Source organism: Streptomyces sp. NA04227, assembly GCF_013364195.1.
Taxonomy (GTDB): domain Bacteria; phylum Actinomycetota; class Actinomycetes; order Streptomycetales; family Streptomycetaceae; genus Streptomyces.
Genome location: NZ_CP054918.1, coordinates 1,746,688 through 1,760,348 on the forward strand (window position 1 = coordinate 1,746,688; position 13,661 = coordinate 1,760,348).

General features: G+C 72.4%; 11 protein-coding genes. 7 read left to right on the top strand and 4 right to left on the bottom strand.

Features of this window, described 5'->3' with window-relative positions; all coding sequences use genetic code 11:
* The first annotated feature begins 317 nt into the window (after nt 1-317).
* A complete protein-coding gene (locus HUT18_RS07250; RefSeq protein WP_254878463.1) occupies nt 318-1,586 on the top strand; it encodes a hypothetical protein in 1,269 nt (422 codons plus the stop codon).
* A 116-nt stretch (nt 1,587-1,702) separates the two neighbouring features.
* On the opposite strand, the gene HUT18_RS07260 is transcribed toward HUT18_RS07250, so the two are convergent.
* On the bottom strand, nt 1,703-2,566 hold the full coding sequence (locus HUT18_RS07260; RefSeq protein WP_176098861.1) for a MaoC/PaaZ C-terminal domain-containing protein: 864 nt from the start codon (nt 2,564-2,566) through the stop codon (nt 1,703-1,705).
* Between the two features lie 383 nt (nt 2,567-2,949).
* On the opposite strand from HUT18_RS07260, the gene HUT18_RS07265 reads away from it, so the two are divergent.
* The 6 genes from HUT18_RS07265 to HUT18_RS07290 all read left to right on the top strand — a co-directional run bounded on the left by HUT18_RS07265 (nt 2,950) and on the right by HUT18_RS07290 (nt 9,880).
* Nucleotides 2,950-4,350, top strand: coding sequence for a sensor histidine kinase (locus HUT18_RS07265; RefSeq protein ID WP_254878464.1), 1,401 nt, complete (start codon nt 2,950-2,952; stop codon nt 4,348-4,350).
* A 137-nt stretch (nt 4,351-4,487) separates the two neighbouring features.
* Complete coding sequence (locus tag HUT18_RS07270) at nt 4,488-5,081, top strand: response regulator transcription factor (RefSeq protein ID WP_303246574.1); 594 nt, start codon at nt 4,488-4,490, stop codon at nt 5,079-5,081.
* A gap of 305 nt (nt 5,082-5,386) precedes the next feature.
* Entirely contained in the window at nt 5,387-6,934 is a 1,548-nt protein-coding gene (locus HUT18_RS07275; RefSeq protein WP_176098862.1) for an MFS transporter, read from the top strand.
* A 223-nt stretch (nt 6,935-7,157) separates the two neighbouring features.
* Nucleotides 7,158-7,748 (top strand): class I SAM-dependent methyltransferase, encoded by a 591-nt coding sequence (locus HUT18_RS07280; RefSeq protein WP_254878944.1) that lies wholly within the window; start codon nt 7,158-7,160, stop codon nt 7,746-7,748.
* Nucleotides 7,749-7,856: 108 nt separating this feature from the next.
* The gene (locus HUT18_RS07285; RefSeq protein WP_176098864.1) at nt 7,857-8,870 is read left to right on the top strand and encodes an N-acetylmuramoyl-L-alanine amidase; all 1,014 of its coding nucleotides are present in this window, start codon (nt 7,857-7,859) and stop codon (nt 8,868-8,870) included.
* Nucleotides 8,871-9,046: 176 nt separating this feature from the next.
* Nucleotides 9,047-9,880 (top strand): hypothetical protein, encoded by an 834-nt coding sequence (locus HUT18_RS07290; RefSeq protein WP_176098865.1) that lies wholly within the window; start codon nt 9,047-9,049, stop codon nt 9,878-9,880.
* Nucleotides 9,881-10,395: 515 nt separating this feature from the next.
* Here HUT18_RS07290 and HUT18_RS07295 read toward each other — a convergent pair.
* From HUT18_RS07295 to HUT18_RS07305, 3 genes are read right to left on the bottom strand one after another with little or no spacing between them, the layout of a single operon-like run.
* Complete coding sequence (locus HUT18_RS07295) at nt 10,396-11,469, bottom strand: prenyltransferase/squalene oxidase repeat-containing protein (protein WP_176098866.1); 1,074 nt, start codon at nt 11,467-11,469, stop codon at nt 10,396-10,398.
* Nucleotides 11,466-12,206: a class I SAM-dependent methyltransferase gene (locus HUT18_RS07300; protein WP_176098867.1), complete on the bottom strand. Its 741-nt coding sequence runs from the start codon at nt 12,204-12,206 to the stop codon at nt 11,466-11,468. Before HUT18_RS07300 ends, HUT18_RS07295 begins: the two co-directional genes overlap by 4 nt.
* A complete protein-coding gene (locus HUT18_RS07305) occupies nt 12,200-13,609 on the bottom strand; it encodes a glycosyltransferase family 4 protein (protein ID WP_176098868.1) in 1,410 nt (469 codons plus the stop codon). Before HUT18_RS07305 ends, HUT18_RS07300 begins: the two co-directional genes overlap by 7 nt.
* Between the last annotated feature and the right edge of the window lie 52 nt (nt 13,610-13,661).

The window sequence follows — 13,661 nt, forward strand, 5'->3', positions numbered from 1 at the left end:
GGGCCGATACGGGGGGGGCCGGTACGGGAGGAGAGGCGCGGGAGGATGCGCGGGCGGGCGGGGGTCGCGCCCGGTCGGCTTCCTCGTCCCTCGCCGTCACCCCCGGCCGACCGCTGCAGTTCGCCGCGCGCCCCCACGCCCGCGCGTGCCCACCAGCGCGCACGCCCCGGCGGACGCGCTCGCCCGTGCACAAGCACAACCCCGCCTGCCACCTCAGGGAAACGCCGCGATCGCCACCCTTCCGTGTGAAACGGACACTTCTCGTTGTCGGGGCGCACGCGGCGAAAACTAGCTTCGGGGACCGGAGGTGACCCACCATGACGGCCTGTGCCACCGAGACCGCACCCGGCCACCAAGGCGAAGAGCGGAGCGAAGGACGGGACGAAGCCGAGGCGGCCCGGCATCCGCAGTGCACGCTCACCGCCGACGGCTCCTACGCCGCGCGGCTGGCCACGGACGGAGAATCCTTTTACCCGGAGCGCTGGACCCTGGACGGCCCGGAACCGTACGCCGTGCCACTGCCCGGCAACCAGCCGGAGGAACCCGGCACCGCGCTCCAGCCGCTGGCCGACGGCCGGGTCCTAATCCACCGGACCACCCGTCTCACTGCCGGGGAACACCACTTCGCGCTGCTCTACCCCACCGGGCCCGGAACGGGTGAACTCCCGCTCGGCACCGTCGAGTCGGAGCGACTGCGGCTGCTGCCGCCGACCCCGCACGGCAGGGCCGCGTACGCGCTCGCCGTACGCGACGAGTCGACGGATCTGTGGCTGGTGGCGGGCGGGGCGCGCGGGCCCGAGTTGGTCGCGGCGGTGCCGGGCCGGTGCTCGGGCGGCGCGTGGCTGGACGGGGCGGGACGGATGCTCGCCCTGGACCGGGAGCGCGACGGGCGCACCAAAACGGTCGTGGTGGACCTCCAGCGCGGCGGCGAGGTGTCGCCGCTGCTCCAGATCTCCGAGGAGAGCGAGGACCGGCTGCTGCTCGCGGACATCGACAGCGGGCTGCTCCTGCTGTGCTCCGACGCGCCCTCCCCCGGCCGGACCCGACTCGGCTGGGGCGTCCTCGGCAGCACCCTGCCGGTACGGTTCCCGCACTCCCTGCGCCTCACCGGCCGGACGGTGACCCCGCTCGCCGTACAGCCGGGCCAGACCCTCACCCCGGAAACGGCCGCGGTGGCCCTCCGCATCGACGGCCCCACCGGCACCCGGCTCGGCGTCTGGCGCCCCCTGGACCGCAAGGTGCGCCAACTCGCCCCGCCACAGGGCTGGTTGACGGGGTCAGCGGTGTGGACGCGGGGCGGCCTGCTACGGCTGCCCTGCGTGACGGACACGGTGCCGTGCGCGGTGGCGGAGGTGCCGGGGCCGGAGGCGGAGTGGGACTCGGTGCCGGGCGCCGGAGCGGGCGCGAGAACGGACAACAGGACGGACGCCGGACCGGACACGGACGCCAGACCGGACGCCGAGTGCAGGTCAGCTCAACTCCGTACGGAATCAACGGACATCACACCGTCGACGGCCAACTCCCCCGCCGCCGCACCGATTCCACTGGGGAAGGCCCCGCTGGGTCCGGTGGCGGCGAGCCGCTGACGCGACGGCCAGCCGACCCGCAGGCCGCCCCGGGTCCTGCCGGGTCGCGCCGGGTCGCGCCCGGGACGGCCTGCGGGTCCCGCCGCCAACTCCCTTACCCCTCCTACGTGTTCGGCTTACGCATGTTCGACCACGGTGTCCGCGAGGACCGGGGCGTCCTCCCGGTCCACCGCGGTGACCGTGACCTGCACGCGGCCCTCGGCGCCCTCGTCGGCCCACATCCGTACGCGCAGGGTCTCGCCGGGGAAGACGATCCCGGCGAAGCGGGTGGAGTAGGAGCGCACCCGGCTCGCGTCGCCGTCCAGGACGGTGTCGACGACGGCCTTGAGGGCGATGCCGTACGAGCACAGTCCGTGCAGGATGGGCCGGTCGAACCCGGCGAGCCGGGCGAACTCCGGGTCGGCGTGCAGGGGGTTGACGTCGCCGGAGAGGCGGTAGAGGAGCGCCTGGTCCTCGCGGGTGGCGCGCTCGACCACGTGGTCGGGGTCGCGCTCGGGGGTCTCCAGCCTGTTCGAGGGGCCACGCTCGCCGCCGAAACCGCCCTCGCCGCGGACGAAGATCTGCGCGTCGCTGGTCCACAACGGCCCGTCCGCGTCGGCGACTTCGGAGCGCAGGACGAGGACGGCGGCCTTGCCCTTGTCGTAGACGGCGGCGACCCGTGAGGTGCTCGTCGCGGTGCCCCGGGCGGGCAGCGGCCGGTGGAGTTCGATGATCTGGCCGCCGTGCAGCACGGACATGAGGTCGATGTCGATACCGGGCGCGCCGAGCGAGCCCACGAAGCCCATCGTGCCGCCCGCGACGGTCGCGAAGCTCGGCAGCACCTGGAGCCTGGACTCCAGCGTGTAGCGCAGTTCGGCGGGGTCGGTCGCCGGGACTCCGGCGCCGATGCCCAGGTGGTAGAGCAGGACGTCCTTGTGCTCCCAGGCGATCTCGCTGGACACGGGATCGGCGGCGAGCGCCTTCGCGGCATCGATGGGCATGCGGTCCTGCTCCTTCGGGCTGGTGCGCGGGGTACGAGCTGGTGCGTGGGGGTACGGGTGCGGCACGGGCGGTGGCGGCGGGCGAGGGTGCGCGTACGCGAGGGATACGGTCCATACGCGTCCGGCCCGGCTGCCTCGGCTGGCTCGGGTCGCCCCCCTCCCCGCTCGCCCTAGAACGTGTTTCACTTCGACTGGCTCCCTGTATAGCCCAGCGGCCGACGCTTGGGAAGAGTTCAGATGCCGCGTCGGCTACCGCCGGTAAGCCCAGGTCGCGGGCGGGCGCCGCCCCCGGGCGGGCCGGCCGGACCCAGGACATTTGTCCTGCCCGGAACGGGACGGGACGCTCTGCCGCCCGCCGCCGGACTCTCCGTAGCGTCCAGGACATGACGAACAATGCGGGGCAGGCACCACCGGCGGACGGGCGGGGAGACGGACGGATGGGCGACGGAGGGGGCGACGAGCGGACGCGACCCGACTGGCGGGGAGACGAGCAGGGAGACGAGCGGACGCAACCGGCGACGAGCAGCGACCCGGACGAGGGGCTGGACGAGAGGCTGGACGAGGGGCCGGCCGACGGCGCCGCCGGACCGGACGGCGAACGGCGAACGGCGAAGTCGTTCCCGCGCGCGCCGCACCGCCGCCCCGGGCGGGGCTGTCTGCGGCCGCCGCCGAGCGGGTTCACGATGCTGCCGTGGCTGCTGCTCGGCATGGGCTCGGTGTCCCATCTGGTGCAGGGCAAGGCGAACCCGATCGTCGCCGGGGTGGGGCTGCTCGTCTTCAACTCCCTCTATATCTCCGTGGTGTTCCGTGCCCTGGTCGAGCGGAAGCGCGACACCCCGCTGACCTGGGCGACCCTGGCGGTGATGGGCCTGCTCACCTTCGGGCTCGCGGCCTGGTACGGCGGCGGCTGGCTGATGTTCTTCCCGCTGTACGGGCTGGCCTGCGGCGCGGTGCTGCGGGGCAGGGCGCTCGGCGTCACGGTCGGCGTGCTCACCCTCGTCGCCGGGGGCGTCGGCGGCTGGCGGGGCGGCTGGGACGGACTGACCATCGCCTACGTCACCCTCGTCTCGGGCCTGATCACCGCGACCCTGCTCACCCTGTCCCGTACGGTCGTCGAGCTGCGCGAGACCCGGCAGGAACTGGCCCGTACCGCCGTCGACAAGGAACGTCTGCGGTTCTCCCGGGACCTGCACGACCTGCTCGGCCACACGCTCTCGGTGATCGTGGTGAAGTCCGAGGCGGCCCGCCGCCTCGCGCACCGGGACCTCGACGCGGCGCTGCACCAGGTCGACGACATCGAATGCGTGGGCAGGCAGGCGCTCGCCGAGATCCGGGAGGCGGTCACCGGTTACCGCGAGGGCAGCCTCGCCACCGAGCTGGAACGCGCCCGCGACGCACTGGAGTCGGCGGGGATCGAGACGCTGGTACGGCAGTCGGGGCCGCCGCTCCCGCCCGGGACCGCGGCACTGCTCGGCTGGGTGGTGCGGGAGTGCGCGACCAACGCGGTACGCCATTCCGGGGCCGCGCACTGCGAGTTCGCGATCGACTCGACGGCGGAGCGGGTCAGGCTCCTTGTCACCGACGACGGCCCCGGCTCGGGCGGCGACCGGTCGGGCAGCGGGTTCGGCGGCGCCCAACCCGGCAGTGGACTCAAGGGACTTGGCGAGCGGGTGACGTCCGCGGGCGGCTCGCTTGAGGCCGGCCCCGCGCCCGGCCGCGGCTTCCGCGTGGTCGCCGAACTCCCCGTACGCGAAACGCCCGTGGCCTCCCCCGCCGGGCGGTGACCGCCGCGTCGGCCGGGCCGCCGGACCGCGGGCGGCGCGCCTACCCTGACCCCGTGGACGAGACCCCCGCCCCCGCCCAACCGGACGCCGCACGGTCGGCCCCGGGACAGCCGACCGCCGAGCGTCCCGTACGCGTACTGCTCGCCGAGGACCAGGGCATGATGCGCGGGGCGCTGGCGCTGCTGCTCGGGATGGAGCCCGACATCGAGGTGGTGGCACAGGTCGGCCGGGGCGACGAGATCCTCGCCGCGGCACAGGACACCCGCCCGGACGTCGCCCTGCTCGACATCGAACTCCCCGGCCAAAGCGGCCTGGAGGCCGCCGCCGCACTGCGCGAGCACTGCCCGCACTGCCGGGTGCTGATCCTCACCACCTTCGGCCGCCCCGGCTATCTGCGCCGCGCCATGGAGGCGGGCGCCCGCGGCTTCCTGGTCAAGGACGGGCCGGTACAGGAACTCGCGGAGGCGGTACGGCGCGTACTGCGCGGTGAGCGGGTGCTCGACCCGGCGCTCGCCGCCTCGGCGCTCAGCGCGGGACCCAGTCCCCTCACCCCGCGCGAGGCGGAGGTGCTCGCCGCCTCGGCGGACGGCGCGACGGTGGCCGACGTGGCCGGTGCGCTGCACCTGTCGGAGAGCACCGTACGCAACTACCTGTCCGCGGCCATCGGCAAGACCGGCACCCGCAACCGGGCGGAGGCACTGCGCGAGGCGCGCCACCAGGGCTGGGTCTGAGCCCCGCCGCCGACCGCTCGTAACGAAGGCTTGCACGAAGGCTCGTACGAAGGCTTGTACGTCATGAGGCCGCGAACCGCCCTCATCCCGCCCTCATCGCGCCCCACCCCACCCCCACCCCGCGCTCATCCGCGCCGCTCCATGATTCGGCAAAGGTTCAACAACCCGGCCCGGACGCGGAATAGCCGCCGTTACAGCGGAGGTTAGGAAAGGTTCATGCTGCAATGATTCCCTTCCTGCGAGGCCCTTCCTGCGAGGCGCTTCCGGTCCACGGCCACCCGCGAGTCCCCAGGAGTGCGCGACACATGACGCAGAACGATGCCCACCATCCAGCGGCGGCCGCGGCCGCCGCTGCCGTGTCCGGGCCGCCCGGCGGCCCCGAAGGCTCCCGGCCGACGGCCGCCCTGGTGCCCGTTCTCGCCTTCGCGGGAATCGTGGTCGCGGTCATGCAGACCCTGCTCGTCCCGGTGATCAAGGATCTGCCGACGCTCCTGGACACCTCCGTCAGCAACGCGACCTGGGTACTGACCGCGACGCTGCTGTCCGGTGCGGTGTCGACCCCGATCATGGGCCGCCTCGGCGATCTCTACGGCAAGCGCCGGATGCTGGTGACCAGCCTCGGTGTGATGGTGGCCGGCTCTCTCGTCTGCGGTTTCACGAGTCACCTGCTGGTGATGGTCGCCGGGCGCACCCTCCAGGGCGTCGCCATGGGCGCGATACCCCTCGGCATCGGCCTGATGCGTGACGCGCTGCCCCGCGAACGGCTCGGGCAGGCGATGGGGCTGATGTCGTCCTCGATCGGAATCGGCGGCGGGCTCGCCCTGCCGCTCGCCGCGCTGGTCGCGCAGCACACCGACTGGCACGTGCTGTTCTTCGGCGCCGCGGGCCTGGGCGTCCTGTCGATCGCGCTGACGCTGTGGACGGTGCCCGAGTCCGCCGTCCGCGCGCGGGGCCACTTCGACGTGACCGGCGCGCTCGGCCTCTCGCTGGGCCTGATCCTGCTGCTGCTCCCGATCACCAAGGGCACCGACTGGGGCTGGACCTCGCCCACCGTGCTCGGCCTGTTCGTCGCCTCGGTGGTCGTGCTGCTGCTGTGGGGCGCCTTCGAACTGCGCAGCACGGCACCGCTGGTGGACCTGCGCACCAGCGCCCGCCCCGAGGTGCTCCTCACCAACATCGTCTCCATCATGATCGGCGTCGCCTTCTTCGCCGTCTCGCTGGTGCTGCCGCAACTCCTGCAACTGCCGACCTCCACCGGCTACGGGCTCGGCCAGTCGATGGTGGTGGCCGGTCTGTGCGTGGCCCCGCTCGGCCTGACCATGATGCTGACGGCGCCCATCTACGCCCGGATCTCCGCGAAGTACGGGCCCAAGGCCTCGCTGATCACCGGCATGCTGGTGATCGCCCTCGGATACGCGGGCGGCCTGGCCCTGATGGACGCCGTCTGGCAGACCGTGGTCACCTCGGTGGTGCTCGGCGCGGGCATCGGCCTCGCCTACGCGGCGCTGCCCGCCCTGATCGTCGGCGCGGTCGACCCCTCCGAGACCGGCGCGGCCAACGGCCTGAACACCCTGATGCGTTCGATCGGCACCTCGGTCTCCAGCGCCGTGATCGGCATGATCCTGGCCCGTACGGCCGACAAGGACGGCGCCGTCGAGATCCCGACCATGGAGGGCTTCCGGCTCTCGTTCCTGATCGCCACCGCGGCGGTCACCCTCGGTCTGCTGCTCGCCCTGCTGATCCCCACCCGCCCGCGGCCCGCGCCCGCGACTCCCGCTTCCTCGGGCGGCGGCCGCGAGAGCGCCCCGGCGCCCGGTCCCACCGCGGCGCAGGGGGCCGCGAGTTCGGCCTGAGGCGCAGGTCACGGCGCCCCCACCGGTACGGGAAGGGGCGCCGTACGGCACCATGGGCCGCGCACATCCGCGCGCCCGCCGCCCGTATCGCTGGAGGAAGTCCATGGCCGCCGAGACCACGCCGCAGGGCACCGAGCAACCGGCGGCCGGGACCCCGGCGGACGGTGCGAGCGCCGCTCCCTCGCCCGAGGTGCTCGCCGCCTTCGAGAACGCCAAGGGCTTCATGCCGAAGCACGAGGGGCTCGCCCTGTACGCGGCGGCCACCGAGGCGGCGGGGCTCGGTCTGCCGCTGCTCGAAGTCGGCACGTACTGCGGCCGTTCCACGATCCTGCTCGCCGCCGTCGCCCGCGACTTCGGTGTGAGCGCGGTCACCGTGGACCACCACCGGGGCAGCGAGGAGCAGCAGCCGGGCTGGGAGTACCACGACACGAGCCTGGTGGACGAGGCCGTCGGCAGGATGGACACGCTGCCCGAGTTCCGGCGCACGCTGTTCCGGGCGGGTCTTGAGGAGCACATCCTCGCCGTGGTGGGACGCTCCCCGCAGGTGGCCCGCGTCTGGCAGGGGCGGCTCGGCTTCGTCTTCATCGACGGCGGCCACACCGACGAGCACGCGAGCGGCGACTACGAGGGCTGGGCGCCCAAGGTCGCCGAGGGCGGAATCCTGGTCATCCACGATGTCTTCCCCGATCCGGCCGACGGCGGCCAGGCCCCGTACCGGATCCACCAGCGTGCCCTGGAATCGGGCGAGTTCACCGAGATCTCGGTGACCGACTCTATGCGCGTACTGCGCCGCGTGGCCCCCGCACCCCGCTGACCGCCCGGCCGCATCCGCCGGGGCGCCGCCCCGGCGGCCACCGGAGCACCGCTCCACCCCGCCGCTCCACCCCCGGGTGTACACCGCCATGCCCTAGGGTCGGGTCCTGTGTCGTACGTGACTCCGGACAGCGATCCCCGCCCGCCGCGCCGCAATCGCCGCGCACTGACCGTCGGCGTGGCCGCCCTGGTACCCGCGGCGCTGGCCGGCTGGCTGGTGTGGCAGGCCACGGCCGACTCCGACGACGGCAACGCCGACCGGGCCGCCCCCTCCTCGCCCCCCTCGGAGAACGCCAAGCCCGCGCCCACGAGTACGGGCCCCTCCGCGATGCCGTCCCCCGCGAGTACCGACAAGGGCGAGCCGGGCGACGGCGACGACGGCGGGAAGAACGACGACAAGGGTGACGGCAAGGGTGACGACAAGGACAAGCCGGGGGGCGGCGGTTCGGGACCGCTCAAGGGCAAGGTCGTCGTGATCGATCCGGGGCACAATACGGGCAACAGCGCCCACACCTCGGAAATCAATCGACAGGTGAATATCGGCACCGGCAGCAAGGAATGCGACACCACCGGCACGTCCACCAACTCCGGTTACTCCGAGGCGAAATTCACCCTCGATGTCGCGCACCGGCTGCGCACTCTGCTCGAAAAGCAGGGCGCCACCGTCGAATTGACCCATGACGGCGACCGCGCCTGGGGTCCCTGCGTCGACGAGCGGGCACGATTCGGCAACAAGGCGCGCGCGGACGCCGCGGTCTCGATCCACGCCGACGGCTCCGCGGCGGGCAACCGGGGATTCCATGTGATCCTGCCCGCCCGGGTGCACGCGGGCGCCGCCGACACCCGCGCGATCGTCGGCCCCTCCAAGGAGTTGGGCGAGCGCATCGCGGGCAACCTGCTGCGCTCGACCGGCAGCGCACCCTCCAACTACATCGGCGACGGCACCGGCTTGGACACCCGCGGTGACCTCGGCGGACTCAATCTGTCAACCGTGCCCAAGGTGTTCGTCGAGTGCGCGAATATGCGTGACGCAAATGATGCGGCTCTGGTCACAAGCAGTGACTGGCGACAGAAAGCCGCGCAAGGGATCTCCGAGGGCATCCAGAGCTTTCTTCGCAGGTAGCACAGCCCACCGTATGGCCCCGGTAAACATCCGGGCCGGACTGACGATATGGTCACTCTTACGATGGGGGGCCATCCCCGCGCTTCACACCGCGACGTTCGGCCAAAATGGCGACGGGGCACTGCGGTGGACAGCGACGCCTCCACCGACAAGACCACCTGACGAAGGACCCTGAAGTGAACATCCGATCCCTCACTCGAGGCGACGGCGTGGTGATCGGAGCAGCGGTGTTGCTGTTCATCGCCTCGTTCCTCGACACCCTGGACGACGCCGGCGATGACGCGCCCACCGCTTGGTCCAACGGCAACCTGCTGCTCAGCGTCTACCTGCTCGGCATCTTCGCGGCCGCGCTGATCGTCGTCGGCCGCGGCCTGCCCGCGCAGCGCAAGATCGCGGGCCTGGAACTCGGTCAGATCGGCGTCGCGTTCGCCGTCGCCTCCGCATGGAGCGCGCTGGGCGCGATCTTCGACACCGACCAGTCCTTCGGCTTCATCTTCGACAAGATGGGCGGCGGAAGCTCCAGCGAGATCGAAGCCGGTACCGGTCTCATCCTCGGCCTGATCGCCGCACTGATCCTCGCCGCCGCAGCGGTCGCGACCGCCCTGGTCCCGGCCCTCAGCGCCCCGCTCATGGGTGCCGCCCCGGCCGCCCCGCAGCCCTACGGCGCCCAGCCGCAGGGCGGTTACGGCTACCCGGGCCCGGGTGGCGCGCAGCAGGCCCCGCTCGGCGGTCAGCCGCAGCAGCCGTACGGCGCCCAGGCCGGTCAGCCGCAGCCCGCGGCTCCCGCCCCGGCCGCCCCGAGCCAGGGTGGCGACTTCTCGCCGTTCTGGTTCGCCGTCCCGGTGGCCCGTCCCCTCTTCGGTGAGGACGGTTCGCCGACCCCGATCGCCGAACTGGCGCCCGGCACCTGGTACCTGGCCGTCGAGCAGCGCGGTGCGCAGCTCATCGCCCAGACCCAGGACGGCCGTCGCGGTGTCCTCCAGGACACCTCCGGCATCCAGCGCGGCTGACCCTCGCGGCGGTCACGAACCGCCGTCGGTCATCTGAGCAACACCCGAGGGCCTCTCACTCCAGGAACGGGAGTGAGAGGCCCTCGGTCATGCGCGGAAGCCTCCAGGCGGTCATACGCGGAAGCCCACATGTGCAAATGCCGTAGGGGTACGGCGTGTTCAATGTGCTGAAGCGAGGGGCGTGCGCGGGCCGGACGCACCGCGGCCCACCTCCGTATGCGCGAGATGCGCGAGGTGGGCCGGAAAACGCATGGAGGTCGCGCAGGGAACGAGCCTCTCCCCCGTGGCGGTGCCTCAAGTACCGCCGAGGGCCCGCTCCCTGCGGCAACCTCTGGACTCCATACTCCCCGAGTGGGCCACCCCTGTCTTTGGCACACAGTGCACAGAATCCTTGACGCTGAACGCACAGTGCGGACCAACTCGGTGGGGCAGGCGTCGAGTTGGTCCGCAATCGGGTGCGTGGCGCCGCTTGTGCCGGATTCGGGCAGTGTTTCGGGGTCCGGAAGCGGCAGATCTCAGGTGCAGCAGCCCTGTGCCAGACCGCTCGGCAGGCTCTCTCCGGAGAAGACGGCGCAGGTGGCGGGTTCACCGCCGAGGGCGGCGACGGCGAGCAGCACCGAACCGGCGGTCCAGGTGGTGAGTTCGCGGGGCCAGATCGCCTCGTCCTCGAAGACGAAGCCGGTCCAGTACAGACCGCTTTCCGCGTCCCTCAGGTGCTGGATGGACTGGAGTATCGCGAGGGCGCGGTCCGATTCGCCAACTGCCCAGAGCGCCAGGGCGAGTTCGGCGGACTCGCCGCCGGTGACCCACGGGTTGGGCACCACGCAGCGTACGCCGAGACCGGGCACCACGAAGCGGTCCCAGCCCTCTTCGAGCCGGGCCTTGGCCGCCTCGCCGGTCAGCGCGCCGCCGAGGACCGGGTAGTACCAGTCCATCGAGTAGCGGTCCTTGTCGAGGAAACGCTCGGGGTGCGAACGGATCGCGTGCCCGAGCGCGCCGAGCGCCAACTCCCAGTCGGGCTGCGGCTCTTCACGCTGTTCGGCGATGGCCAGTGCGCAGCGCAGCGCGTGGTGGACCGAGGAGCAGCCGGTGAGCAGCGCGTCGGTGACGGGGGTGCCGTCGGCCTCGCGCTTCCAGCCGATCTGGCCGCCGGGCTGCTGGAGGCCGAGGACGAACTCCGTCGCGGCGACCACCACCGGCCACATGCGGTCCAGGAAGGTGTCGTCGCCGGTGCTGAGGTAGTGGTGCCAGACGCCGACCGCGATGTAGGCGGTGAAGTTGGACTCCTTGCCCCGGTCGGTGACGTCCTCGAAGTCGCCGTCGGCGTAGGCCGCGTACCAGGAACCGTCGGAGTTCTGGTGCCGTGCCAGCCACTCGTAGGCACGCCGTGCCGCCTCGTGCTCGCCGCAGGCGTCGAGCGCCATCGCGGCCTCGGTGTGGTCCCAGGGGTCCAGGTGATGTCCCCGGAACCACGGAATGGCACCGTCCTCGCGCTGCACGGACAGCAGTCCGCGGACCGTGCGGGCAGCCTGATCGGCGGTCAATACGCCGTCGAGGACGAGGTGTTGGGTCTGTTCGGGGCTTGTCACGCCTCGGCCTTCGGGAGGTGGGGCTTGGTGGCGTAGGCGACGAAGCTCTTGCCGACGACCGGGTTCAGGAGCTGCTCGGCGACCCGGGTGGCAAGGGGGCGCTTCATGATGTCCCACACCAGGAGCTTGTGGTACGCGCGCACCGGCAGGGCTGCGTCGTCACCGTCGCGGCCGACTCCGAAGGCGCACTTGAGCCACCAGTACGGGGAGTGCAGGGCGTGCGCGTGGTGGGTGCCGTACGGCTTGAGCCCGGCCTCGCGCATCCTCTCCAGGAGTTCGTCCGCCTTGTAGATGCGGATGTGGCCGCCCTCGACCTCGTGGTACGCGTCGCTCAGCGCCCAGCAGACCTTCTCCGGGCCGTAGCGCGGAACGGTGACCGCGATGCGGCCGCCGGGGCGCAACACCCGTACCATCTCGGCGAGTACGCCCTTGTCGTCCGGGATGTGCTCCATGACCTCGGAGATGATCACGACGTCGAAGGAGTCGTCGGGGAAGGGCAGTGCGAGCGCGTCGCCCTCCATCGCGGTGGCGGTGGCTCCGGCCGGGGCCTCACCGGCCTCCTCCATCGCGGCGAACCACTTGGCGACCTCGCGGATCTCCTCGGCGTTGCGGTCGAGGGCGACGACGCGAGCACCGCGCCGGTAGCACTCGAAGGCGTGCCGCCCCGCCCCGCAGCCGAGGTCGAGCACGCGGTCGCCCGCGGCGAGCGGGAAGCGGGAGAAGTCGACGGTCAGCACGTGGTCCTGCTTTCGCGTTCCGGTACGGGTATTGCCTGTGCCGTCGACTCGCCGGAGGCGGCGGTGACGGCGGGCCGGGAGGCGCCGGAGCCTCCGATGGCCTCGCGGTAGCGCTCGACGGTACCCTTGGCGGCGGCGGCCCAGGTGAACCTGGTGAGCACGCGCTCGCGACCGGCTGCGCCGAGCCTGCGGCGCAGGTCCTCGTCGGTGAGCAGCCTGCCGAGGGCGGCGGACAGCGCGCCCGCGTCGGCGGGCGGCACCGCGAGACAGGTCTCGCCGTCGGGGCCCGCGACCTCCGGGATGGCGCCGCCGGTGGTGGCGACCAGCGGGGTTCCGGTGGCCATCGCCTCGGCGGCGGGCAGCGAGAAACCCTCGTACAGGGAAGGCACACAGGCGACTTGGGCGGAGCGCACCAGGTCGACGAGTTCCTGGTCGGAGATCCCCTTGACGAACTCCACGGCGCCCGCGAGGCCGTAGCGCTCGATCATCTGCGCCACCGGACCGTCCTCGGCGCGCTTGCCGACGACGACCAGATGGGCCTCGGGAATCTCGGTACGCAGCTTGGCGAGCGCCTCGACCAGGTGCACCAGGCCCTTGAGCGGGACGTCGGCGCTGGAGGTGGTGACGATACGGCCGGGCACCTCGGGCACCGAGGCGTCCGGGCTGAACAGCCCGGTGTCGGCGCCGATGTGGACGACGTGCACGCGCGAGGGGCTCACGCCGAGGTGGTCCACGATCTCCTGGCGGGAGCTGCCGGAGACGGTGAGCACCGACGGCAGCCGCCGGGCGACGCGTTTTTGCATCCGGGTGAAGGCGTACCAGCGGCGCACCGAGAGCTTGCGGTGCCAGGTCGGCGCGGCGTCCAGCTCCAGCTGCCGGTCCACCGTGATCGGGTGGTGGATGGTGGTGACCAGCGGGGCGCCGAGGTCGCCGAGGAGTCCGTAACCGAGCGTCTGGTTGTCGTGGACGACGTCGAACTCCCCTGCCCTGGCGCGCAGATGACGGCCCGCCCGCAGGGAGAAGGTCAGCGGCTCGGGGAAGCCGCCGGTGAGCATGGTGCCGACCTCGACGGCGTCGATCCAGTCGCGGTACTCCTCGCGCGCGGGACGCCGGAAGGGGTCCGAGGCGCGGTAGAGGTCCAGGCTCGGCAGTTCGGTGAGACGGGGGCTCGCGGGGGCTTCGGTCCCGGCGGCGACCTCGTCGAGCACCGGGTAGGGCTGGGCGCCGATGACCTCGACGTCGTGGCCGAGGCGGGCGAGCTCGCGGGAGAGGTGGCGTACGTAGACGCCCTGGCCGCCGCAGAACGGGTTGCCCTTGTAGGTGAGGAGGGCGATACGCAACGGACGGTCACCGTCGGCGGCGGAGCCCGCGCGAGGGCCTTCCTTCCTGGCCTCAGCGGTCACTCCTGGCCCCCTTCTCACGGCTCTTTCACGCGAGACTACGCGCGGCGCTAAC

What these genes read in the sequence shown, in the direction of transcription:
- HUT18_RS07265 (WP_254878464.1), top strand. Translation starts at nt 2,950, where the DNA reads ATGACGAACAATGCGGGGCAGGCACCACCGGCGGACGGGCGGGGAGAC.
- HUT18_RS07275 (WP_176098862.1), top strand. Translation starts at nt 5,387, where the DNA reads ATGACGCAGAACGATGCCCACCATCCAGCGGCGGCCGCGGCCGCCGCT.
- HUT18_RS07260 (WP_176098861.1), bottom strand. Translation starts at nt 2,566, where the DNA reads ATGCCCATCGATGCCGCGAAGGCGCTCGCCGCCGATCCCGTGTCCAGC.
- HUT18_RS07250 (WP_254878463.1), top strand. Translation starts at nt 318, where the DNA reads ATGACGGCCTGTGCCACCGAGACCGCACCCGGCCACCAAGGCGAAGAG.
- HUT18_RS07280 (WP_254878944.1), top strand. Translation starts at nt 7,158, where the DNA reads ATGCCGAAGCACGAGGGGCTCGCCCTGTACGCGGCGGCCACCGAGGCG.